The following is a 23,226-nucleotide window of genomic DNA, read 5'->3' as shown; positions in this document are numbered from 1 at the left end:
ATATTATTAAAGAAAATATAAAAAATAATAGATTATTATCTGAAATCGATTTATCAAAACTAATGATATTGATTTATCAAATGATAATACTATATTTTATGATTGCAAAAATAAAGATGAAATTGATGAAGTTGATTATCTTACCAATATTGATGAAATTAGTTTTTTAATAAAAAATGAAGTAAAAGATAGTATAATAATAGATAATCAACTTTATAATATGTCTTTAAAGCTATCAGAAAGCAACATAAAAAATATTATAATAAATAATCACTCAGTCTTCAAAGATTTTGCCAATGGAGAAGAGATAAAGAATGATAAATTTAACAGTCATAAAAATTATCATTCCAGCAATAAAATATCTAGCCAAATACATGCTATAAAACATGAAGATAGCCTTGTAAAAAAAGAGAACATTATCAATGAATTAAGCATCAATAATACGATTGATGCAAACTATATAACGACTTTAATTGACACTGTGGATTTAGGATCTTGTGGGCAAAACAAAAAAAGTAGCGTGAATAATTTATTTGATTCTCCAGAAATGAATTTGATAGCAAGTTATGAAAAAATACCAATGACTGATAAAGATAGTTATGATTACCCTACTACATTTTTGTTATCCAAAAAAACATTTAATCAAAATATAGAGTTACCTTCATCAGAAGATCCACAAAAAAATAACAATATAAAAAATAGTTTTATTAGTTCTAATGAAAATAGAGAATTAAAATATTATTTCAGAAAATGGGGAAAAACACATTATGTAGATATAAGTATAAATAAGAATCTACAGCATTATCCATTATTTAGCTTTTGTCCATCAGATTCATTAGTTGATAATAGAATTCATAACTATTTAAATAGTAATAGCAATTGTGAAAAAAATTTTTTCATTATAAGAAAAGATGACAAAGATGAAGATAATAAAAAAAATAATAAATATCAAATGGTTATTGAGGATAAAGAATGTTAAAAAATTATTTGTCTACAAAAAGCCACAAGGAAATTAATTTCAAACAATTGTTAATTTCTTGGCAAAAAAAAGGAATTAGTCAAAAAAAATTTCCACTGCCAATTGGAGAATTCTTATTATCTTTTTTTACTGATAAAAATTGGAAAGGAATAATAGACTTAAGTGAATGGTTAGAATTAATAAAACCAGATTTAAACGGTTTATCTATGTATGCCTGGAAATTTGAAGAATTAGAAGCCCTTTTTTTAAATAGCTATACAATAAATGAACTTTTACCTTTTGAATTAGAATTTAATGCTATATATAGTAATGGGAAAGTTAATTGTAACGATAGCGATTATAAAAATATCATAGCTATGCTTAGGACAGATTATGGTAATATATGGATCCATGATATTGATAATGACTTAAATTATGTAAGTAAATTAGAGAAATATAAATGTGATCATATCCCAGTGGAATTAACTTTAAGAATGGGTTTTAGCAAGATCACAGTATTAACTTTAAATAAAGTCAATGTAGGTGATATTTTATTTGTAAATCAGCAAACGTACGATGTGGTTATTCAGAACAAAGTTATTGGTCGTTTTACTAACGATAATGGAGTTTATATGGTAAATACAAATTTTTATGATGAGAATATTGATGATGCAATCAGTGACGATAATATTCTAATTAATTCTAGCGATAAAATAAGATCTAAAGATGATATTCCTATCACTCTTGAATATATTTTACAAAAAAACAAAATTCCTTTATCGGAGTTAGAAAGTATTTTCCAAGGTAAAGTGTTACCATGTGATTTAGCAGCAGAAAATAATGTTAAAATTGTTGCTAATGGAGTTTTAATTGCAAAAGGTAATATAATTTGCATTGAAGATCGATTAGGCATAGAGATCACTCATTTATTTCATAACGAAAAATAACTAATTATTAATAAAGCGAGTATAAGTAGAAATTATGAATGATGATATTTCTCTGATTACCCTATTAGCGTTTTCAACCTTATTACCATTTCTTATTGCGACGGGAACATGCTATATAAAATTTTCTATTGTTTTTATTATGGCAAGGAATGCTTTAGGACTACAGCAAATTCCTTCTAATATGGTGTTAAATGGGATTGCATTAATGTTATCTTTTTTTGTATTACTGCCAATAGTGAAAACCAGTTATTAAGAATTTAATAAGGTCAATATAGATTATAAAGATATTGATTCTATTATTAATTCAGTAAATTCTGGGCTCAGTGGATATAAAAATTATCTAATAAAATATTCAGATGAAGATTTAGTCTCATTTTTTGATAAGTTACATCAAAACGCCAATGATGGAAATGATAATCACAATGAAAATGGTAATGATAGCTCTATTATTTCATTACTTCCAGCATATGCTTTAAGTGAAATAAAAAATGCCTTCACTATCGGTTTTTATTTATATTTACCTTTTGTTGTTATCGATTTACTTATTTCAAGTATTTTATTATCACTTGGAATGATGATGATGAGTCCGGTTACAATATCGGTTCCTATAAAATTAATTCTATTTATATGTTTAGATGGATGGAGTTTATTGTCAAAAGGTTTAATAACTCAGTATATTGAATTAGCAACAGGATAAGATATAAAATTTATGACTAATATTATTTTTGCGAGTAATAAAGCATTATATCTAATATTGATCTTTTCATTATTACCGGTCATAGTCGCAACAGTAATTGGTTTGGTTGTGGGACTTTTTCAGACGGTTACTCAACTACAAGAACAAACGTTGCCTTTTGGATTAAAGTTAATTGGGGTAATGGGATGTTTATATTTACTTTCAGGTTGGTATAGCGAAGTTCTTTTAAGTTATGCACAAGAAGTTATTAAATTAGCCTTATCGTGATGTAATATTATGCATATAGAACCTAATGCTTATTTTAATATTTATAATTTTTTATCTCATGTCGTTGTTATAGCATCCCGTATTTTTCCAATATTTTCTATTATTCCATTTTTATCTAACAATATTTTATCTCCCACAATAAAATTTCCTCTTGCGTTATTTATTGCTATCGGTATATGGCCTTATGATACCTATGATTTACCTCAACTAGAATCGGTGGGTTATTTAGTTATCTTGTTAAAAGAAATTATTATTGGGTTAATGATTGCTATTTTTATTTCTTTACCTTTTTTTGTGTTACAAATAACCGGAAATATTATTGATAATCAAAGAGGAGCGACATTAAGTAGTAGTATTGATCCTATCAATGGTGTAGATACATCGGAACTGGCTAATTTTTTTAATTTATTTGCGGTGACACTATTTTTAGCTAATGATGGAGTGATAACAATTTTGCAAATTTATCACCATAGTTATCGTTTGTGGCTACCTTTTGCAATGGAATTTCCATCAGTTACAAATATTTTAACTTTTATTTCTTATGCAATTTCAAAAGCAGTAATGTTAGCCAGTCCATTAATTATTATTTTTTTGGTCACAGAAGTTATGCTTGGACTCCTTGGTCGATATGCACCCCAATTAAATCCATTTTCTATTGCTTTAACTGTTAAAAGTTTAATTTGTTTTACTATGTTGATGATTTATTTTTCTTCATCTTTTAGTGAAACGGTATTAATCATGCAGCAAATATCTTTTAAACTAATTCAAAACAGTATTTAATGGAATGCTATGTCAGCAAACAAAACAGAAAAACCAACGCCTAAGAAGTTAAAAGATGCAGCACAAAAAGGAAAAAGTTTTAAAAGTAAAGATTTGGTTATTAGCTGCCTTATTTTTTTAGGTTGTTTATATTTAATGAATTATATTAATTTTAAAACTATAATAGATATTTGGGCGAATACATTAAAAAATAATCATAGTATCAGACCATTAAACTATACTTTTATTCTTCTTTTTACAGCGTTAAAGATTTTTTTGCCCTTCCTTTTTTTATGTATATTAATTATTATGCTAACAACGATGGCGCAGACAGGATTTAAAATTGCAACTAAAGTACTTAAGTTAGATTTTAATAATTTAAATCCCATTAATGGGATTAAAAAGATATTTGGCATTAGAACTATAAAAGATTTTATTAAAACATTTTTGTTCATTATAATATTTTTTATTGTTACATATATTTATTGGAATAATAATAAAAAAATTATTTTTTCTCAAATTTATTTAAATATTGAAAGCATTTTTATCGTTTGGAAAGAGTTAATTAGTGATTTTATTATTATTTTATTATCTTCATCTATTATTGTTTTAATTTTGGATTCAATTGCAGAATATTTTATTCACATTAAAGATTTAAAAATGGATAAAAATGAAGTTAAACGTGAATATAAAGAACAGGAAGGAAATCCTGAAATCAAATCAAAAAGGAAAGAATTGCATGTCGAGATTTTATCTGAACAAGTAAAAAGAGATATTAAGAGTTCCAAATTCATGCTCGCTAATCCAACACATATAATTATTGGTATCTATTTAAATCCGCAGATAGTTGCAATACCCATGGTTTCGGTACTTGAAACTAATCAACGTGCACTTGCTGCGCGAGCTTATGCTGAAAAAGAGGGCGTACCTGTGATAGAAAATATTGCATTAGCACGTCGAATATATAATACACATCAACTTTATTCTTTTATTAATTTAGAGGAAATTGGTGAAGTAATTAAAATTCTTAGTTGGTTACAAAAAGTAGAAAATGAGTGGGATAACTAAATTACATAAAGAATTACTATTTTTTAATGAGCGTTATTTATGTGAACATGATTTATTTATCTGTTTTAATTATGAAAATGAATGCTAATAGCAATTCAGGAGATTTACTATGCCCTGTAATAATGAAAATATATCTCTTACTCAGAATGAACAAGATAGTTTTGGTCTTGAAGAAACTATTCTGACAGTTATGAATACGGGTGCCACATTAAAAGATATCTATGAAATAGATGAAAATGTTTTAGAGAATATTTACGCCCATGCTTATGAATTTTATCAACAAGGTAGGCTTGATGAAGCCGAAAAGTTTTTTAAATTTCTATGTATGTATGATTTAAAAAATGCAGATTATTTCATTGGCTTAGGCGTTGTTTATCAGCTTAAAAAGGATTATGCCAAAGCTTGTGATATTTATGCTTTATCTTATGTGATGGCAAAAGATAATCATTGCCCTGTTTTTTATTCAGGCCAATGCCATTTACAAATGGGCGATATTGCTAAAGCTCTTTATTGTTTTGATTTAGTTTGTAATGAAAGCACGGATGCTAAATTAGTAAAAAAAGCTGAAGTTTATCGTAAGGTTATTAAAGAAACGAAATTATCAGAATCAGAAGTGAAAACAGAAAGTTCAACTTCGTAATAATATATATTTAATTAGGAGTTATTATATGGGAGAGATAGACACATTAAATATAAGGAAAAATTTTTCTAATAATTTTAATAATGAAAATATCAGTGATGATCATTTTAATGAAATTGCTAGCGTTATTAAAAATAAAATGACTATTTCTCCCAAAGAAAGAACTCAGTTAAGTAATAAAGCCAAATTAGAACTAATTCTAAAATCAGATCCTAATAATAAAGAAATTTGTAATAGTTCAATTGATATTCCTCAAATTAGAAAGCCAAATTCTTCACTACCAGGAAAAGGTAACTTATTATTTATTTTGGCTGAAATGCAAAAAATTACTGTCGATCTTCAAGGGGAAAATTTAAAACAGAGAATTGAACTGTTTAATGTTAAATTAAAGGCTAGGACTGAAAATGCTAATCAATTATCAAGCGAAATTGATCAATTGAATCATGAATATCAACAACAATTAGCGTATTTAAATAGCATGACGATGAAACTACAAGAAGCAAAATCTTGTAAACAAGCGCTTGAGAATGAACTTCATGCTAAAAAAAATGAACTAAATAATAAGCAGCTAGATTATAAAAATTTAACAGAAAATATAAAAGAAAATCTTACTGAAAATAGTTTGCTCTTAGAAAAAAAGTTAGCAGAGGAAATAAATACCCTTACAAATTTTATTCAGCAAAAAGAAAGTGAATTAATTGAATTAAATAACTTATTTGAGATGGGATCAAATGAGTGTGAAACTGCTATTAATAATGTAGCTCAATGTGCTGATTTACTTGATGATGCACTAAATAAATTGCGTGAATTTAAAGCATACGAGATAGAAAGCCATAAACCTATTGAACATCATATTGAAGAGGCTATGTCAAACACAGCTAAGTTGTTAGAAATTTTAACAACATTAATTATTATTATTGGCAATAGCGCCGTTGATAAATTACAGGATGATCTTGAAATCAATCGTAAACGAGCAACGGCGAATCAAAATGAACTAAAACGCAAAGCTGAAGAATATGAAGAACAGGTAAAAAAAGCCGAAGAAACGCAAAAAATAGCCAAATGTGTCGGACAAATTTTGGGTGGTTTGGTTATGGCTATTGGTGCAGTCGGTGCACTATTTGGCGGCGCTGGCATTGCTTTAATGGCGGTTGGCGTAGCGTTATTAGCAGCAGATTTTATTGCTGAAAAAGCGACAGGTCGATCATTAACCGATAGGATCATGAGTCCGTTAATGGAGCATGTTTTTATGCCATTAATGGAGATAATAGGTAAAGTTGTCGATGCGATATTCGAATATACGCCACTTGGTTATTTATTAAAAGAGATCGATAAGGCGGCTGGCACTGATTTATTGTCAATAGCAAAAGGCATTGCAACTGCGGCGGTCGCGGTTGCTGCAATGATTGCTTTAGCTTATGTGGCGAAATCTGCGGCAAAATTTCTCTTTGAAAAGATGTCGCAAACTTTTATCAACTCAATTATGCAAGTCGCTAAACAAGCAATTACTCAGGTAATAAAGAAAATTATTCCAAACGCAGTAAGGAATATGAGTAATCAAACATCTGCGCTAGTAAAAAAAATAATCAATGAAATTGCTAAAAAGTTAGAACAAGTTGCCAGTAAGATTTCAGCAATGATGGAAAAAGCAACTCACCACGTTAATAAGTCGGTATTTAAAAATATGAAGCTAAGTACACCGGAAGAAATTCATCGTTTGCTGAGAATTACCAGCAATAGATTAGCTATGGCTAATCAAGTAATCATGTTTAGCAATACCGCAACCCAAGGAGGATTGAGAATTAATGTTGCCAATGCTGAATTACAGAAAGCCAATATCAATGCTAATATGTTGTTAGAACGGTATGAAATTGACCGTTTAATGGATGATTCACAGCATTTATTTACAACTTATAAACATCTGCAAGAGGGCATCATGAAATTATTTTCTGATATTGCAGAGATAATTACTGCTCAAAATGATACTGGTAAACATATCAGTAAGTCTTTGCGTGCTTAAATTAACGAGGAAAATATGACAGCAATAAGTAATTCTGATAATAAAGCTATCTCATACCCAACTAATCCTAATATTGATGATCCAGAGATTATTTCTAATACGGAAAAACCCTTTTTAGCTGGATCTGCACCAACAGCAGCCGATATAAAAAATATAATAAATAATATAAATATAACAGGCGATGAATTGGTAAAACTTGTATTACGAAAACCTGTCAAGATTGGCGGAAAAGATTTAGCTAGTGATGTAAAAGAAGCTGTTGAAAGCTTACTCGCTAATGTTGAAAATAGAGCAGAATTATTTAACTTTTTGCTATCAGTTAAAGATAAAGAAGGGCTTATCAAAATTGATGATAACATAAATGATTGCAATCGTTTTGAGATCACCCAATTGGCTAATGGCTATACCGGTAACCAGGATAAATTAATTCAGGCAATGTTGATGGCGGCTTTAAGTCAGTTAGAGATGCGTCGTCAATTAGCTAATATGGAGGTTAAGATCGCCTATGATTCAATTAAATCAAGCGCTAATAATATGGTTGAAGCGGCTCAGGAAGGGAAAAAACAAGCAATAACAACGGCAATGGTTTCTATTGCCATGGCTGGTGCTGGAACTTTTGGGTCAATTAAGAGCTTAACTAAACAAAATTCGTCACTCAAACTTCATGATACTCAAGCCGTTAAATTAAATGCAGATGCAATAGAGCAACGAAATGCAGCCTACAATGCATCGCGTGCCGGTACGGATAATGAGACTGCATCAGTTTTTATGGCTCAATCACAGGAATCTCAAACTAAAGCACAGATGTTTCAGCTGACTGGGCGAGAAACGCAAAATGAGGCGCAGAAAAGTTTAGTGGCAGCAAATGCAGTAAATCAAAATTAGGCAGTGGTAGGCCAGATGGCTGGACAGCAGAATGCAACAGCGCAGGCAGAAAAATCGGCTGAATCGCAGGTTGATTTGGCAAAAGAACGTGCCTTTAGTGACATAGCGCAAATCTCTAAAAAAGCCCAAGAAGAATTTATCACATTGTTAAAACAAATTTTAGATATGTTCATGGAAGAATATCGACGTAGAGCTCAAACTTGTCGAGCTATTATTGGTTAATTTGTTAACGGTATTCGAGATAAAAAGTAAACTGCTAGACTAATACGACTAAAATTTAAGGCTGATATTAAGCGCCCTTATTGGAGTTTTTAGTCAAGATCCTTACAGGAATTGAGATGGAAATTTATAACCCTTTTATAAATCAGGCATTAATTTTTTATAAAAATGATGATAACGATGATAAGGCTGATAGTAATTCTTCCCAGGCAAGTCATAATAAAACGGTTATTGCTAATCAGGATGGTGAATTAAATAAACTAAAATATTTGCGTAACCGTAATGAAGATTTAGTTAGGAAAAATAAAAAGTTAATTCAGGCAATGAAAAATCCAGCGGGCAGTGAAAAATCAAATCAACAAGCAGCACAGATAAACAATAATGAACGTTTGTTGTCATCTGCAGACGCCCTACGAGGCGGACAACAGATAGAAAGTCAGGCAATAATACCGTTTTTGGATAGTCTTGATTATGAGGGGAAAAACAGTGAAGAGATTGCTACAAAAATAAGAATAATGCGTAGTGTAATAGATGAATATACAGAAGAAAATATACCTGGTGCAAAAAAATTATTATTTAATCGTGCTAATTTTTCTAAGGTTAAATCAAGCGTGGAAATAGCTAAAAGTTTATTTGAAAGTATTACTAATATTAATAAAGATTATTTGGAAGTTTTTCAACGTAGCGCTAAATCTTATGCGGATGCGCTAAGAGAACTTAATGAAATACTCGCCTCATTTAAAGATGCTATAAAAACCGATAAAGATACGATTGAGTTTAAATTTGATGAAACAAAAAAGATAATTGATAAGCTTACAGAACTGAAAAGTAAATATAGCCATAGAAGGCTGGTACCTGCTGAAGGTAGTCTAAAAAATCAAGATGAGGCGATTGCATGGGCTAAACAGCTGGGTTTGAATGCCAAGAAATCCATTAGTATTGAGAAGAATAATATCTATCTTAAAATGGATGTCAGCTTTATTGATGAAATCATCAACAATTTTCCAAAAGTTAGCGCGAAGAAAGGTGAAAAAAAATTTATATCGGATGCTACATTTAATTCAGCACGGTGGGCGGCATGGCAATCTGGTTTTGACCAATTTAAAACAGAAGCTCAAACCATTTCACAAACGGTAACGCAGAAATATTCAAATGCCAATGCTATTTACGATAATGTCATTAAAATATTGACTAATACAATTAGGGAGTTACAAGAATCAAATAAATCATTCCTTACTATTTAATAATTAGAGAGGAGTTATGCTTAAACCATCTTGTATTAATAAAGCTAGTTTAGTAGCAAATTTTAGTCAGCCAATAGATCAAACTAATTGTTCTGAAGACACATCAAATAGGTACGTAAGTAAAATCCAGAAAGTTAGCAATAGTAATAGTGATTCGATAGCTGGTATTTCTCATTCTAAACAATCTATTTCTGTTTTTAATGATAAATGTGATAGCAGTATTAATAAGAGTAATAATGTATTATTAAGTGAACGTATGTATAAAGCTAAGATCAAAATGCCTGATCAAAAAACAGCAATTGTGATGAGTTTTGATCGTCAATTAGATCTATTAGAAGGAAAAAGTCAATTAATCTTAAATCGTTTTTTGGAGATCTTTAAAAAACATTCTTTTAGCCAAATAAGCAAAAAACAAAAAGAACATCTTTATATTTTTATTGCATTAATAAATTTTATATTAACATCAAGTTTAGTTAAAAATAATAGAAAGAAAATATATGAAGAATTTAATGATTTTTTTAAAAAAATATTAGATTATAAATGTGATATTACAATATTAAATGGCACAACCACTAGCTGCGTAAAGGATGCGCTTAAATTTCAAAAAATGGCTAAGTATTTATTAACTAGATATAGTGAAACTATAAATACGGATGGATTATCATTTGCTCATTATATCAAAGAACTTGCATTAACAGAATTATATGCCCATTTTAAGCAGTATGGTATAGAACAAAGCTTAATTGATAGGGAAATAGAAAATGGACAGCTTTTTTCGGCAGGATTTAATATTTTTTATGATAAAAGAATGGCAACTCTCAATAATGAAGAAGATATTTTGATGCGCTTTAATAATATAGTTAATTGTGAATTTATTGCTTTTAACGCATTAAATTTTTCAAATAAATATGATATAGAACAACCTGGCTCTAGTGATATCACACAAAATCACAATAATGATAACTCTTGTGCCCAATCAATTGAAAATAATAAAGGTATTTTTCAACAATCATCAGTTGAAGCGAGTGCTCCGCTTGAAACATTGGCGACTAATTTTCAAAATGTTAAATATATTACGGGATGGAATCCAGAGTATCGATTAGAATTTCAACCAGAATATAATCCAAAGAATACTTAATTTGGTAATTGTTATTGCTAAATTATATAAAGAATAAATATTATATTAGTATAAATAGAGTTACAATTTAATATTATAAATAAAATATTTTATTTTACTTGTTAATTATAATTTAAAAAATATAATTTAATCAATAGTGCTTTGTTTTATAATATGTTATTATATTTTTTAATAAAATTTATTTTATTATCTATGGTTAGACAATATAATAAATGGATGCTTTAGATTATAAAATGATAAATAATATTATTGCAAGAAGTCTCAATTTATCCATTGAAGAAATTTCAGCAGAAATGCATTTAATATATGATTGTATGGCTGATTCTTTAATGCTAATAGATTTATTTATTGAGTTAGAAAATTATTATCAGATAAACTTCACCAGTAAAGATATTGAAAGTATAGAAACTGTTGGAGATATATATAATTTTTTAGGTTTATCTGAATTAGTTTTAAATAAAACATATTAATTACATTGGTAAATATTACATGGATTATTTTTTCATTTGTTAATTATCATTATAATTTGATGATTATCTGATTATGCTTTTTTTGGTAAAAAAACATATTGTAGACAAAAGTAATAATTAGATAAGTATTAACTGTATGGAGATGAATAAAGATAAGCAACTCGTTTTTAGGATCCTGAATGGAAAACTAGCTGGGTGTGAATTTTTGCTTGATAATCTTCATACTGTTTTTATGGTCACAAATGATAGCACAATTGAGACGATACATAAGGGAAACCTATATCCAAATAATCTTATTTACATTCCTTGTCTTGATCGTGAATATAGTTTTGAAATAATTATTGAAAATAATACATTAAGTGGTAATGGTAATATCATTGTTAGAGAAATCAGTGATGAAAATGTCGATAATGAACAAAGTATTACATTGAATGAAATATACTACATTAATGACCTTTCATTTGCGATTCGTAACATGGATGATAGCTTTAGTGAAAAGGTCTTACATTATCGTTACCCGATTATTGATATAACGGCAGATAGATTTTCTCCTGTCAAGAAAAATTATTTAGTCATTACATTATTTTTTTTACTGATATTATTAGTTATAGGTATCTGCGCTTATTTTTATTTTACTAGTGAACAAAGAAAAATATCTAAGCTTTCTGTTTTATTGCGTAATGATTTAGAACATTATCGAATAAGTTATGGTCAGGATAACATTATATATCTGTTAGCAAGTAAAGAACGCTATGTATATCATGCTAGAAAGTTATTGAATAATAGTGATGATGCTAGTCAAGTGAAAGTATTATCAAAAAAACAGCAACTTAGAGCTCTTGCTAGCTGGTTGAGAAAAAATTTTCCGCTAGTCTATTTTCATGCTATTGAGCTGGATAAAGCTGAGCAGCCAGTCATATCAGTTAGTAAAGAAAGAACAAGCTTAACGGATAAAGAAAAATCTTATCTGATCAAAAAGTTAAAAAAAGATTTTTTATTTGTAACTAATGTGGTTTTTAAGTCTATCAGTGATAAGTATATTGAAAATATTTCTGAACATGGAATTAAAAAACTAAAAATAAATTACAAAAAAATTGTCTCTAAAAATAGCATTACTTTTTTTATCTTAGATAATTTAAGTGATCAGGAAATACAGTCAATAAAGCTATTTATTAATAATTTTTATCAAAATTGGGGAAGAAATTATATTTATTTTACTATTGAGTTAAATAGTGACTGGCTACAAGATAAATCTTTTAGGTATGGTAGTAAAAATTATATACGTACTTCTCCATTTCACTATTATTTTAATAAAAATTAACAGGAGGTTTTATATGTCGGCATCAATTGGCAGTAGCAAAGTTAATGAGGCTAATACTGGTCAAAAACAAGAGAAATTTGATGCAACCCAGTCTGTTGGTGGTTATCTGGTTAAAACAGCGGCCAGCTTTGATAATGGTGTGAAAGAAATGAATATCGCTCTTGATGATACCTTAAAACAATTAACTAAGGATCCATCAAATCCAATGCTGTTAGCTAAATATCAATCTCTACTTTCTGAATATACCTTATATCGTAATCTCCAATCTAACGTGATAAAAGCGCTTAAAGATGTTGATAACAATATTATTTCTAATTTCCGTTAAACTTTTTAGAAAAATATTTTTTATTAAGAGTGATTTATGATAATAAAAATTATTAATTCCTTTGTTAGTAACCATGTTACTGATATTGTTAACTTACATCCTGGTTCGGTTGGCTTAGATAATTATTTAATTGCGCATTTTGCTAGGCTATCTTATACAACCAAAATGGAATATGAACAAATATTGAATATAGCAAATAACCCTGCCAATTATTCTGATCCAAAGTGTTTAAGTTATCTTCAACAAAGGACGGCAGATTATAATTTACGCCTTTCTCTATTACAAACGCTCTCTCGCAAAGGAGTAACTGCTGTTGAAACATTATTGAAAACCTAGTATGAAAAAATTTTATCTCAACTTAATTTTGTTATTGGTGTTATTAACCGGTTGTAATGAACAGGAATTACTTAAAAATTTGGATCAAAACCAAGCCAATGAAGTGATAGCTTTATTACAACAGAATAATATTGATGCTTATAAAAAAGAGAGCGCAAAATCGGGTTATATTATTTATATTGAAAAAGAAGATTTTATTCCGGCGGTAGATTTGATTAATCGTTACGGTTTACCACGTAAACCCAGATTAGAAATTGCGCAAATGTTTCCGTCTAATAGCTTAGTATCATCACCGTTAGCTGAAAAAGCACGCCTCTATTCAGGAATTGAACAGAGATTGGCACAATCTTTACATTCTATTGAAGGCATCGTAACTGCTCATGTGCATATTAGCTATGAGTTAAATAGTGTTGAAAGCAAAAAAGAGCACAAATATCATGTCTCGGCATTAATTAAATATAATGATACGATTAAGGATGTAAACCTATTAATTAATGATATAAAAAGATTTTTAAAAAATAGTGTAAATGGCGTAAGTTATGATGATATTTCTGTAGTTACCACAGAAATGGAACAGATAAATCGATTAAAATTAATATCCCATCATCAGGGGACAACCTCTAGTTTTATATGGTTATTTTTTGCTAATATTTTTATTATCTTAATTATCTGTTTTCTATTTTTCTTGATAAATAAAAATAGAAAGATACCAGCATTACTTACTATGAATAATAATTCTATGACAAATTTTATTAAAGAAAAACTTATTCTAAAAGATAAAAGTAATAAATAAATGGTTATGATGTCTAGTGATAAAATTAATTTTTTCTTATATGATCCGATATCTTGGATGCATAGCGATCATTTTTCTATTCCTGCAATTTTTAATAATAAAGCTTGTAGGTCGATTTTTAATAGTGTAGTAATAAATTTTTATTCCCTGCCGATTGATAGTACTTTTAATTGCAATCATATTGAAAGATATATTATAAAAAATTGGAATATAATATTGCAAGTTTCCTTTATGTTAGCTTGTTTACGCTATCGTTCACTATGATTTCGCACTGGAAAAATAGTAAAATTAGATAAAAATATAAGAAATTTTTGTCAGTTAAATATTATTGATGATTTCGTGTTTATCGCAAAAAACAATTTTTCTGATATTGATTTATGGTTATTGGCCAGAAAAGAAATATATATATTTCAAGATTATTTGTCAGATACAGTAATGAAAAGATTGGCGATATTATTTCCTCGTATAGACAATGATGATTATAACTTTGCTAAATTAAATCCACAATTTAATTTATTAAAATTGGCTGTTCAATATGCAAAAAGATATCAATAGTCTCAATATAATAGATAATGTTTTATTAAAAAAAGAGATATTGACTGAACATAATAAAGCATTTTCAATTACTGAAAAGTCTAAAAATTATGCCGATACTATAGTCAAAAATGCAGTCAAAGAGTCGGATAGAATAAGCAAAGAAGCATTTTTAATTGGCTACAAAGCTGGGTTAAAGAGTATAATTGACAATATTATCTGTTATTTTAAAAATTCTGATGATATTTATCATGCAATTCAGCAAAAAGTACTAAATCAAGTTAATCAATGTTTAAATAAGATTATTGATGATGAAAAATTAGTTGCTTATTTTATCAATAGCTGTTTAGCTAGTTTTTCTAATAATTTAGAGAAAGATGAACTTATTATTATTCAGCCAGAATTATATAAAAAATTAGAATATAAAATTGTTAATTGTATTGAGTTTAAACAAGAAAATATTATTTTTGATTACCATGCTGAAAACTATTTTCTTATTAAATATAAAGATAATATGATAAGACTTGAACATAACTTGATATTAGAACATATAAATTTATCTATACAAGAAAAATATTTTTATAAAGAAATGATCCAAAATATTGATCTTCTTATTAATAATCTTTCACCTTTAGGACAACAATATGAAAATTCCGATAATGAATAATATTATGTCACCTATTACAGAATCTTCTATTACAGAATCTTCTATTACCGAAAAAATTAAATCATTAGATGATAGACTGAAAGAAAATGAAATGATTGCAAATTATAATGATTCCTACTTAGTAAATAAAACAAGGGGCGTAGATCCTCTTTTTTATACTCAACTACGTGAACTATATGACAAAGCCAAAGAAAGTGAAGAGGAAGGATTATAAATGGTAAGTAAAACTATTTTTATTTATCTTGTTATATTTTTTTCTTGCATCATCAGTGGGTGCCATAATTTTCATGATCAGACTAATTTATCAATCAGCGGTTTAAATAATCATTTAGAATGTACAACGGTAAAAAATAATTTAAATAAATCTACACCGATTGTTTTATATAAGAGAATGGTGGATTGTATAAAATTACACCAATATGAAAAAGGTGTTTTTCTTTATTCATTAGCCGGAAGTTATACCTATTACGATGCAAATCGAATAAATACTTTTTATGCTAAAAAAGTTCATCATAATTTATTGATTAAGAATTTAGCCTTTTTAACTAAAGCCGAATCTAACTCTTTTTGGATTATTTTAAATAATTTTATGCAACAAGATAAACAGAAAAAGATGATCTGCAGTAAAATTGAGCAAGTTGGGGCTCCTGATTATCAACCCATCTATATGTTAAGAAATAAAATTAGAACAATCTCACGATATGATATTGATTATGTTTTATTTAAAAAAAGTTTAGATAACTATTTGAATTGTTGATGTCAATTGTTTTCAGCTATTTTTAATAAAAAATAAATTGTTTATCATAAGTTAGTCTTTTATTTTTTTTAAATGTTATATTTTAGTATTTATTAATTTTTTCATCATGATTATGATTAACATTTTAGTTAATATACCCTCATGCTAAATGTCTCATTTGATGGTGAATATTATGGATTGTATAAATTATAATATTGGACAAATGATAAGAAAAAAAAGACAAAAATTGCAAATTTCAGCAGCAGATCTGTCAGCTTTATTAGGTATTAGCCAACAACATCTTTCTCGCTATGAGAGAGGTGAAGTTAGGATTAATGTTGAATGGTTGATTAAAGTTTCAAGGGTACTAGATATCGCTATAGAAAGTTATTTTGTTAATTCGAGAATTAACTTTTGGGAGGATTATTATAGTATGGGTAATTGTTTAATGGTAACTAAAAATAAACGTTAGTATGTATTCATCTTGTTTTAAACTATCGATTAAAAATCAAGATAATATTGATATAAATAGAATCTTCTTCGTCCCTATGGAAAAATAAACTGCATTTTTATTTTTCTTTTTAATAACCAACACAGAGTTATTACCCCCATTTCTTTTATAGGAATTGGGGGTTTTTGTTGGTTTATTAGCTAAATATGTACTAGTGTGATTTTACTATGTTTAACTTAATCGAATTGAATAAATTATTTTTATTTTTTAGAGAAGTATTTAGCATAAAAAATAAATATTTTTTATGCTGTTATTTTTTTTATTACTAATTACTATTCTATTAATATAATTGTATTTTAGAATAATTTATTGTATAGACGAGAATATTTATGGAAATAACTTCTAGTCGTATTACAAATATAAATCCTATCAAATTAGACATGGACAATGAGAATAATAATAAGCTAAAAAAAGACAAATCAGTAAAACAAATATTAGATGAAAAAACGACAATGCTAATATCATCAGATAAAGGGACGGAAATCATTGATCATTTTGCAATGATGAATGCAATAAGTGATCAGCGCGCAGAAAATATTCGTAATACCTTTTTAAAGAAAACTATTTCAAGCGATATTCTTGTTGATATTCTCAATTTAATTAATGCTGCTGACAATAATATGAAACATCTAAATAACATAACTGGGTTGGATTATTATGTTACAGTAAAGATAAAATTGCTACAAAAAAATTACAACTAGAAAATTGTCGACAGCAATTAACGATATTAAAAACAGATGAACAGAAATATAAAATAATACAAAATGAAATAATTGGAATTGAAAATGATATTGAAGTTTGTAGTAAGGTATTGTTGATAGCAGAAAAATCCACTCGTGTTCATCAACTAAGTACGCTGGGCTTTTCAATAAACACAATTCCTATTTTTAGATTTATTCAAGCGTTAAGCAATATAATTGAAAAAATTTTTATTATTCCCTTTCAGCTGATAGTAGTAAAGCATTTGTTTATGGATTAGATAATATCATTACTTTAATTGAACAAACTGATAAATATGTTTCTGATCACTATTTAAATATGCTTGAAGCATTATATGAAAATAAATTAAAAAGTATAGTAAAAACGCCGATACATTTTAATAAAGAAGATATTATCCAGCATATAATTACCCTCAATGTAGAAGGTTGGCAAAATAAGACTGCGGCAGAAAAAGCAGAAGTATATGAAATGATTAATGCAGCAAATAAAATAATAAAAAAAGTTAATAGTGGCAAATTTACAATTAATCCAGAAATTGAAACATTAAATATTTATGCAATATCTGTTTTAGCATCTATTTATGAAACCGATGCACATGTGTTTGGTAAATTATCATTAGAGGATATTACATTAACTGAGTATGTTTATAGTTATAAAGATCAAAATGGTAGAATTCAAGTTGATACAACCACAATTTATGAATATATGTTACGACATATACAAGAAATTGATTCACCTTTCTCAAAAAGAGATCACATTAAACTAAAGTTTCCTGCTGAATTTCAACCCGGTTTAATATATTATTTAGAAGAAGAGTGTGAAAATATCAAAGCGCATTATTATATTATTAAAAATTTTCAAAAGTTAGAAAAAGAACTAAATGATATTAATAAGTTAATGCCAAGCTCAGCTCAATATTTGACTGATTTTTTATCTAATCTTAAGGATAAATATCAAGTTGAAAACCTTTCTTTAACAGATGAAGTAGATTATAAAATAACTAGAAAAGGTTTTGGATATTTAAGTACTTTTGATCCCGTTAGCAAATATAAAAAATTTACAATATATGATATTCTTGCTGGTAGGGATAAAAAATATATATCACATGAGTTAGGTTTCATGATGTATAATTTAGATAGAAATTTTCCAAATAAATATAATAAAAAAATAATCGAAGAAATCGATTCATTTGATGTTCAAAAGGATTATATTAATAATATAGAGGGATTAAAGAATAATGGTAATATGAAAAATAAATTTTATCATTATATCGATACGTTACTTAATGATTATAATAATAAAAATAAACCCTATTATCTTATCGAAAATAGCCCATCATTGTTAGTTTATGCACAGCGTGAAATAATGGATCGCACCGGAAATGACCCAATTAATTATCAAAATCTCCATCCAGAGAATACCCCAATTAGTGTGATCTCGACCATTACCGGTCAACGTCTCCAATTTAGTTCACTACGAGATATGAAAAATCAAATAAAAGATAATAAAGAAATAAGTGATTGGTTTAATTATCACTTTCCGGTAGCTCATAAAATGGTTGCTGCAGAGTTAAGACTAATAAAGAAGGGTAAGGATTATTCTTATTTATATGAGAATATATTAGAAATGTATCTTGCTGATATAGATGTATTAGTTTTTTCTCATAGTGAAAATAGCATATTTAACATATTCGAACATATTAAATTATTTATATTACCTGCTTTTTTTATGGAACCTGTAGCTGGATTTTTATATGGTAGTTTAATTACTGTGTTACCTTCATTTGGCCAGGCCGCTAATAGCGATACCCTAGAAGAGCGTAATAATTATTTAAATCAAGCCGCTTTTGCGATGGGTTTAGAAGTTGCGGGCGTGATCTCTCTTGTGGTTTTAAAAAAGATAATTTCTAAGGCAGGGACGCTCTATGCCAAGACTAAATTACCTAAACAAGTATTTGTTGCTCCAAATAATATTTTGGATGATTTATCCCATTATGGGATGAATCGAACTGTTACGGCTAGTTTAGTGCTAGGAATGAAAAAAATGACGTTACAATCACAGAATATTAATATTCTTAATAGCACCAACACTATGAGTTACATAGGATTGGCGCCAAGAAATCGGATAAGAGAGGCTATTCGCTCAAATATGCTGGCGGGAACAAAGTATGAAACGGCTGAACTTTATATTGCCGATATATTAAAGCAAGCAAATGTCATTACTGAGCTACAAGAACGCTCATTAATTGAAAATTTAAAGAAGGCCAAATATTATACTGATTTTTTGCGTAATAGTGATTTATTTAATGATGTGCAAAAAATAACTACCATAGATGATCTTTTGCAAATTAAACAAGGACAGCTTGTTGTTTTTACCAAAACAGTGGCTAATGCAGATAGGCCAGTACATGCGATGGTTAGTGTTGGTAATGGACGTTTTGCCGGTATAAAAAATAGCTTATTGGATGCCAGTTTAGGCGATGGTAAGAAAATTATTACGGCAGAACAATTAGGCCAATTTGAAGGCGGTATTTTAAAACATTCCGGTTCATTAGAAGCCGGTGGATTAAATGTCTGGGCTGGTTATCCTAAAGGAGCAAAATACAGTTATGGCCAACCGATAGACCAAGTTGCGAAAGATTTAGTCTCAGAGGCTATGACCGATTCAGCAAAATGTATTGCTGAGCTATTAGAGCGATCAGGTGAGTTATCTTCTGAGCAAGCGTTGGTATTTTATGGTGTGGCGAAATCGCTATATTCCTCCAGTAATCATCAAAAAACGCTACAAAAGTTGATGACTAATCAAAAACAAATTAATCATTATTCGGAATTGGCGTCGTTGCCTAAAGGTAGCCTAGTTGCTTTTCACGAAAATAATTATTCTGTTAAGAAATTAATGGTTAGCCTGGGTGATGGAAAATTTGCCATTAGGCATACCGATCGTTTGGAATTAATTTTTGGTGGTAATTTTACCCAACTTGCTGATGGTAAATTTGGTTCTTATCAAGTAACGGCAGGTAAGGTTAACTTATCGGCGATGCGACAAGCGTCATTGTTAGGTAAAGATTCCATGTTTGGTTTAAAAGGTAATAAATTACTGATTAGGGCCCATGGGGCACCATCGATTATTAATTATATGGATTCAATAGAACTTGCCGATGTTGTTAGAGGTTTAATGTTAAGAACAGAAGATACGATTGATTTACGTGCGGTCGGCGCTATCGAGTTACAATCATGCTTTGGCGCTTATGGCAGGTATCCTTCTGGGCAGGTTTTAGCCAATAAATTAGGCAAAAAAGTCACAGCTTACCCGCTAACATACAGTGAAAAGATTGCGCATAATCCCGAATGGTGGCGGCCGTATCCTAAAACATTTATGCCAGCGAGTGATTTAAATTTTACCCAACAATGGCTAATTAATCAGCAACACATGCGCAATCATAACTTTTGGAATAAATTACTTGGTCTCTACAAAAACCTTACAGTGATTAATAGTCGCATTGCCCGGGCAGCAGAGCATAATAAAATGGACAGCATTATTGAATCAATGACCAATGATATAGCAAAATTAGTGTTAAAAAAAATAAGCATTGATAATTTTTTACAATTGCATGCAGAATATTATAGTGACGGTTTAACAGAGGTTCCGCCCGCTGTAATAAAGTCAGCATTAGAAACTTTATTGGCTAAGGATACACCTAGTGATGAGCAAAGCTTTGCTGAACAGATAATCGCCGTTTTCTCATTAAATAGATATTCATTTCAGTTATTAGATAACTATCTCTCTAATATATAATTGCCCTTAACGCATGACAATGTTATTAGCCGGTGTAGAGGTAACTGATAATAAATTAGCTTATCAGTAAAATACCGGCGCATTGAATTCTGCTATCCATAACGATGATAGCAGAATAATTGCTGCTAAAAAGTCATTAAAGGGGTCTGGTGTTAAAACACCTTTTCGCTCATATATCTTAGCAATGAGTACGAAAATTTTTACTGTGTAATGCTGAATTTTGTACTTGTGTACTAAAACTTATTGCTGTGCTAGCAATAGGGTAAATATCTTATAAAATGACAGAGGCAAATTTTTTATTTAAATTTTTTTAAAAATGCTTTTATTTTTTTAATTAAATTTTAAATTAAAAATAAACACTAAAATAAGCAACTAAACTTCGCCATATTTTTATCTATTAATGAAATAGTATTAGCTTTAATGCCAAATTAAAAACTATCAAAATTATCTTTACTAATTATTTTAATAAGTAACAAAATAAAAAAATGACTTTATTGAATTTTTTGTTAATTGTTTTTTGTAAGATATTTATTTTAAGGATAATAAAATGACTAATATAGCCTTTAAAACTAGTCGTTGGACAAGAGCTGATGCTCTTAAAGTTTATATAGATGATCCAACAACAACCCAACCACTTATTGATTATAATTTTCCGGTTATGGATGAAACGTTGTTTATCTGGGATACCATGCCGCTTAGAACGCTAGATGGAACGATTGTTTCGGTTAATGGATGGTCAATCATCTTTACATTAACGGCTGAAAGACGTCCAGATTTATTTAAATATAAAGATGGTCGATATGATATAACGAGTGATTGGCATGATCGTCACGGCCGTGCTCGTATCTGTTTTTGGTATTCAAGGGATGGTCAAAGTTGGGAATTTGGCGATCGAGTGATGCAAGAGGGGGTTTCACCTACCAGTAGGGAATGGGCTGGAACCCCGATTCTTATGAATGATAAAGGTGAAATAGAATTATATTATTCCTGTGTAACTCCTGGTGCATGTATGGCTAAAATTTGTGGACGGGTTGTTACATCGCAAACGGATGTTAGAATGGTCGGTTTTGACGAAGTGATCCCGCTATTCTCGGCGGATGGTTTTTATTATCAGACAGAAGAACAAAATCAATACTGGAATTTTCGCGATCCATGGCCTTTTATTGATCCTATCGATGGGAAGCTCTATATGGTTTTTGAAGGCAATGTGGCCGGTGAACGTGGCACACATATTATTACCAGTGATGATATGGGGGACATTCCGCCTGGATATGAAGAGGTTGGAGGGGCGCGTTTTCAGTGTGGTTGTATTGGAATTGCGGTAGCAAAAGACAAATCTGGTGAGAACTGGCAGTTACTTCCTCCATTGCTCACTGCTGTAGGTGTGAATGATCAGACTGAACGGCCACATTATGTATTTAAAGACGGTAAATATTATTTGTTTACGGTCAGTCATCAGTATACTTATGCCGACGGTTTAAATGGACCTGATGGTGTATATGGTTTTGTTAGTAACAACCTGACCGGACCTTATGAACCATTAAATGGCTCTGGTTTAGTTCTTGGCAATCCATCAGCTCGCCCTTATCAAACTTACTCACATTATGTTATGCCCAATGGCTTAGTTACATCATTTATTGATAATATTCCCAATCCTAATATTGATGATGGTAAAGGACAATATCGCATTGGTGGCACTGAAGCACCAACGATCCAAGTCAAAATTGAAGGAAACCGTACATTTATGGTGAAAGAGTTTGGCTACGGTTATATTCCGCCGATGGAGAATGTGGTAGTAAGAAAGAGATGCCGTGGTTAACTTGTTATAGTTGCTCAATTTATTTTAAATTCTTATCCAGATGAATAAAATTTAAGCAATCGTTTTTCTGACTAATTTGATATTTTTGTTATTTAATTTATTAATTTCAATTTATGCCTGAAAAATTAACCTATTTTTTAACATTAAAATATAACATTTAGTTGTTACTTTTGGGGGCTATTACCGCAGAGCAATTAGTCAGCAAGAAAGATCAAATTAATTTGATAGATAATTTAGATAATCCAGCATTGATGTAAAAGATTTTCACCTAATAGTCATTGAGAAATAAACGTTTATTCGATTTATAAGAAATGAATGCATTATCTATCTTCAAGCAATAAACGTAATTAATTTTAT

At 29.1% G+C, this 23,226-nt stretch carries 24 protein-coding genes and 1 pseudogene; all 25 read left to right on the top strand.

Annotated elements, in window-relative coordinates:
- Positions 1-220: 220 nt before the first annotated feature.
- The 25 genes and pseudogenes from LDL57_RS02915 to LDL57_RS02795 all read left to right on the top strand — a co-directional run bounded on the left by LDL57_RS02915 (position 221) and on the right by LDL57_RS02795 (position 22,869).
- Positions 221-979 carry a SpaN/EivJ family type III secretion system needle length determinant gene (locus tag LDL57_RS02915; RefSeq protein ID WP_225507020.1) on the top strand — a complete coding sequence of 253 codons (759 nt, stop codon included), beginning with the start codon at positions 221-223 and terminating at the stop codon, positions 977-979.
- Complete coding sequence (locus LDL57_RS02910) at positions 973-1,905, top strand: FliM/FliN family flagellar motor switch protein (RefSeq protein WP_180560567.1); 933 nt, start codon at positions 973-975, stop codon at positions 1,903-1,905. Before LDL57_RS02915 ends, LDL57_RS02910 begins: the two co-directional genes overlap by 7 nt.
- 34 nt (positions 1,906-1,939) lie before the next feature.
- Positions 1,940-2,602: pseudogene (locus tag LDL57_RS02905) on the top strand (EscR/YscR/HrcR family type III secretion system export apparatus protein).
- A gap of 12 nt (positions 2,603-2,614) precedes the next feature.
- The gene (locus LDL57_RS02900) at positions 2,615-2,869 is read left to right on the top strand and encodes an EscS/YscS/HrcS family type III secretion system export apparatus protein (RefSeq protein ID WP_180560566.1); all 255 of its coding nucleotides are present in this window, start codon (positions 2,615-2,617) and stop codon (positions 2,867-2,869) included.
- A gap of 9 nt (positions 2,870-2,878) precedes the next feature.
- Complete coding sequence (sctT, locus tag LDL57_RS02895) at positions 2,879-3,649, top strand: type III secretion system export apparatus subunit SctT (RefSeq protein ID WP_180560565.1); 771 nt, start codon at positions 2,879-2,881, stop codon at positions 3,647-3,649.
- Between the two features lie 9 nt (positions 3,650-3,658).
- Positions 3,659-4,696, top strand: a complete 1,038-nt coding sequence (locus LDL57_RS02890; RefSeq protein ID WP_180560564.1) for an EscU/YscU/HrcU family type III secretion system export apparatus switch protein — start codon at positions 3,659-3,661, stop codon at positions 4,694-4,696.
- Positions 4,697-4,805: 109 nt separating this feature from the next.
- Complete coding sequence (locus LDL57_RS02885) at positions 4,806-5,336, top strand: SycD/LcrH family type III secretion system chaperone (protein ID WP_225507018.1); 531 nt, start codon at positions 4,806-4,808, stop codon at positions 5,334-5,336.
- Between the two features lie 28 nt (positions 5,337-5,364).
- The gene (sctE, locus tag LDL57_RS02880) at positions 5,365-7,356 is read left to right on the top strand and encodes a type III secretion system translocon subunit SseC family protein (protein ID WP_225507016.1); all 1,992 of its coding nucleotides are present in this window, start codon (positions 5,365-5,367) and stop codon (positions 7,354-7,356) included.
- A 15-nt stretch (positions 7,357-7,371) separates the two neighbouring features.
- A complete protein-coding gene (locus tag LDL57_RS02875; RefSeq protein WP_225507014.1) occupies positions 7,372-8,241 on the top strand; it encodes a hypothetical protein in 870 nt (289 codons plus the stop codon).
- A gap of 15 nt (positions 8,242-8,256) precedes the next feature.
- A complete protein-coding gene (locus LDL57_RS02870) occupies positions 8,257-8,463 on the top strand; it encodes a hypothetical protein (RefSeq protein WP_180560561.1) in 207 nt (68 codons plus the stop codon).
- A 116-nt stretch (positions 8,464-8,579) separates the two neighbouring features.
- Entirely contained in the window at positions 8,580-9,704 is a 1,125-nt protein-coding gene (locus tag LDL57_RS02865; protein WP_180560560.1) for an IpaD/SipD/SspD family type III secretion system needle tip protein, read from the top strand.
- 16 nt (positions 9,705-9,720) lie between these two features.
- Positions 9,721-10,842 (top strand): hypothetical protein, encoded by a 1,122-nt coding sequence (locus LDL57_RS02860; RefSeq protein WP_180560559.1) that lies wholly within the window; start codon positions 9,721-9,723, stop codon positions 10,840-10,842.
- A 212-nt stretch (positions 10,843-11,054) separates the two neighbouring features.
- Positions 11,055-11,312 (top strand): acyl carrier protein, encoded by a 258-nt coding sequence (locus tag LDL57_RS02855; protein WP_180560558.1) that lies wholly within the window; start codon positions 11,055-11,057, stop codon positions 11,310-11,312.
- A gap of 136 nt (positions 11,313-11,448) precedes the next feature.
- Entirely contained in the window at positions 11,449-12,633 is a 1,185-nt protein-coding gene (locus LDL57_RS02850) for a PrgH/EprH family type III secretion apparatus protein (protein WP_180560557.1), read from the top strand.
- A gap of 13 nt (positions 12,634-12,646) precedes the next feature.
- Positions 12,647-12,958: a type III secretion system needle filament subunit SctF gene (sctF, locus tag LDL57_RS02845; RefSeq protein WP_180560556.1), complete on the top strand. Its 312-nt coding sequence runs from the start codon at positions 12,647-12,649 to the stop codon at positions 12,956-12,958.
- A 36-nt stretch (positions 12,959-12,994) separates the two neighbouring features.
- A complete protein-coding gene (gene sctI, locus LDL57_RS02840) occupies positions 12,995-13,294 on the top strand; it encodes a type III secretion system inner rod subunit SctI (RefSeq protein WP_225507012.1) in 300 nt (99 codons plus the stop codon).
- 1 nt (position 13,295) lies between these two features.
- Entirely contained in the window at positions 13,296-14,087 is a 792-nt protein-coding gene (gene sctJ, locus LDL57_RS02835; protein ID WP_180560554.1) for a type III secretion system inner membrane ring lipoprotein SctJ, read from the top strand.
- Positions 14,088-14,351, top strand: a complete 264-nt coding sequence (locus LDL57_RS18070) for an OrgA/MxiK family T3SS sorting platform protein (protein ID WP_180560553.1) — start codon at positions 14,088-14,090, stop codon at positions 14,349-14,351.
- Between the two features lie 271 nt (positions 14,352-14,622).
- The gene (locus LDL57_RS02825) at positions 14,623-15,288 is read left to right on the top strand and encodes a hypothetical protein (protein WP_225507010.1); all 666 of its coding nucleotides are present in this window, start codon (positions 14,623-14,625) and stop codon (positions 15,286-15,288) included.
- On the top strand, positions 15,266-15,502 hold the full coding sequence (locus tag LDL57_RS02820; RefSeq protein WP_180560551.1) for a hypothetical protein: 237 nt from the start codon (positions 15,266-15,268) through the stop codon (positions 15,500-15,502). The genes LDL57_RS02825 and LDL57_RS02820 overlap by 23 nt, the downstream gene beginning before the upstream one ends.
- Complete coding sequence (locus tag LDL57_RS02815) at positions 15,503-16,045, top strand: hypothetical protein (RefSeq protein ID WP_180560550.1); 543 nt, start codon at positions 15,503-15,505, stop codon at positions 16,043-16,045.
- Between the two features lie 172 nt (positions 16,046-16,217).
- Positions 16,218-16,496 carry a helix-turn-helix domain-containing protein gene (locus LDL57_RS02810; RefSeq protein ID WP_051296968.1) on the top strand — a complete coding sequence of 93 codons (279 nt, stop codon included), beginning with the start codon at positions 16,218-16,220 and terminating at the stop codon, positions 16,494-16,496.
- Positions 16,497-16,864: 368 nt separating this feature from the next.
- Positions 16,865-17,236, top strand: coding sequence for a hypothetical protein (locus LDL57_RS02805; RefSeq protein WP_225507008.1), 372 nt, complete (start codon positions 16,865-16,867; stop codon positions 17,234-17,236).
- Positions 17,237-17,573: 337 nt separating this feature from the next.
- A complete protein-coding gene (locus LDL57_RS02800; RefSeq protein ID WP_225507006.1) occupies positions 17,574-21,050 on the top strand; it encodes a hypothetical protein in 3,477 nt (1,158 codons plus the stop codon).
- A gap of 547 nt (positions 21,051-21,597) precedes the next feature.
- Positions 21,598-22,869 carry a glycoside hydrolase family 68 protein gene (locus LDL57_RS02795; protein ID WP_225507004.1) on the top strand — a complete coding sequence of 424 codons (1,272 nt, stop codon included), beginning with the start codon at positions 21,598-21,600 and terminating at the stop codon, positions 22,867-22,869.
- Positions 22,870-23,226 lie beyond the last annotated feature (357 nt).

The sequence above is a fragment of the Arsenophonus apicola genome (assembly GCF_020268605.1).
Lineage (GTDB): Bacteria > Pseudomonadota > Gammaproteobacteria > Enterobacterales > Enterobacteriaceae > Arsenophonus > Arsenophonus apicola.
Note: the sequence above shows the minus strand (reverse complement) of the source record. Positions and strands in the feature narration are given on the sequence as shown.

Bases quoted from the DNA above. Each gene is read 5' to 3' on its own strand.
- LDL57_RS02820 (WP_180560551.1), top strand. From the start codon at position 15,266: ATGAAAATTCCGATAATGAATAATATTATGTCACCTATTACAGAATCT.
- sctE (WP_225507016.1), top strand. From the start codon at position 5,365: ATGGGAGAGATAGACACATTAAATATAAGGAAAAATTTTTCTAATAAT.
- LDL57_RS02850 (WP_180560557.1), top strand. From the start codon at position 11,449: ATGGAGATGAATAAAGATAAGCAACTCGTTTTTAGGATCCTGAATGGA.
- LDL57_RS02865 (WP_180560560.1), top strand. From the start codon at position 8,580: ATGGAAATTTATAACCCTTTTATAAATCAGGCATTAATTTTTTATAAA.
- LDL57_RS02900 (WP_180560566.1), top strand. From the start codon at position 2,615: ATGACTAATATTATTTTTGCGAGTAATAAAGCATTATATCTAATATTG.
- LDL57_RS02855 (WP_180560558.1), top strand. From the start codon at position 11,055: ATGGATGCTTTAGATTATAAAATGATAAATAATATTATTGCAAGAAGT.
- LDL57_RS02910 (WP_180560567.1), top strand. From the start codon at position 973: ATGTTAAAAAATTATTTGTCTACAAAAAGCCACAAGGAAATTAATTTC.
- sctF (WP_180560556.1), top strand. From the start codon at position 12,647: ATGTCGGCATCAATTGGCAGTAGCAAAGTTAATGAGGCTAATACTGGT.
- LDL57_RS02860 (WP_180560559.1), top strand. From the start codon at position 9,721: ATGCTTAAACCATCTTGTATTAATAAAGCTAGTTTAGTAGCAAATTTT.
- LDL57_RS02875 (WP_225507014.1), top strand. From the start codon at position 7,372: ATGACAGCAATAAGTAATTCTGATAATAAAGCTATCTCATACCCAACT.
- LDL57_RS02805 (WP_225507008.1), top strand. From the start codon at position 16,865: ATGGAAATAACTTCTAGTCGTATTACAAATATAAATCCTATCAAATTA.
- sctJ (WP_180560554.1), top strand. From the start codon at position 13,296: ATGAAAAAATTTTATCTCAACTTAATTTTGTTATTGGTGTTATTAACC.
- LDL57_RS02810 (WP_051296968.1), top strand. From the start codon at position 16,218: ATGGATTGTATAAATTATAATATTGGACAAATGATAAGAAAAAAAAGA.
- sctI (WP_225507012.1), top strand. From the start codon at position 12,995: ATGATAATAAAAATTATTAATTCCTTTGTTAGTAACCATGTTACTGAT.
- LDL57_RS02825 (WP_225507010.1), top strand. From the start codon at position 14,623: ATGCAAAAAGATATCAATAGTCTCAATATAATAGATAATGTTTTATTA.
- LDL57_RS18070 (WP_180560553.1), top strand. From the start codon at position 14,088: ATGGTTATGATGTCTAGTGATAAAATTAATTTTTTCTTATATGATCCG.
- LDL57_RS02915 (WP_225507020.1), top strand. From the start codon at position 221: ATGTCTTTAAAGCTATCAGAAAGCAACATAAAAAATATTATAATAAAT.
- LDL57_RS02885 (WP_225507018.1), top strand. From the start codon at position 4,806: ATGCCCTGTAATAATGAAAATATATCTCTTACTCAGAATGAACAAGAT.
- LDL57_RS02815 (WP_180560550.1), top strand. From the start codon at position 15,503: ATGGTAAGTAAAACTATTTTTATTTATCTTGTTATATTTTTTTCTTGC.
- LDL57_RS02890 (WP_180560564.1), top strand. From the start codon at position 3,659: ATGTCAGCAAACAAAACAGAAAAACCAACGCCTAAGAAGTTAAAAGAT.
- LDL57_RS02870 (WP_180560561.1), top strand. From the start codon at position 8,257: ATGGCTGGACAGCAGAATGCAACAGCGCAGGCAGAAAAATCGGCTGAA.
- sctT (WP_180560565.1), top strand. From the start codon at position 2,879: ATGCATATAGAACCTAATGCTTATTTTAATATTTATAATTTTTTATCT.
- LDL57_RS02800 (WP_225507006.1), top strand. From the start codon at position 17,574: ATGCTTGAAGCATTATATGAAAATAAATTAAAAAGTATAGTAAAAACG.
- LDL57_RS02795 (WP_225507004.1), top strand. From the start codon at position 21,598: ATGACTAATATAGCCTTTAAAACTAGTCGTTGGACAAGAGCTGATGCT.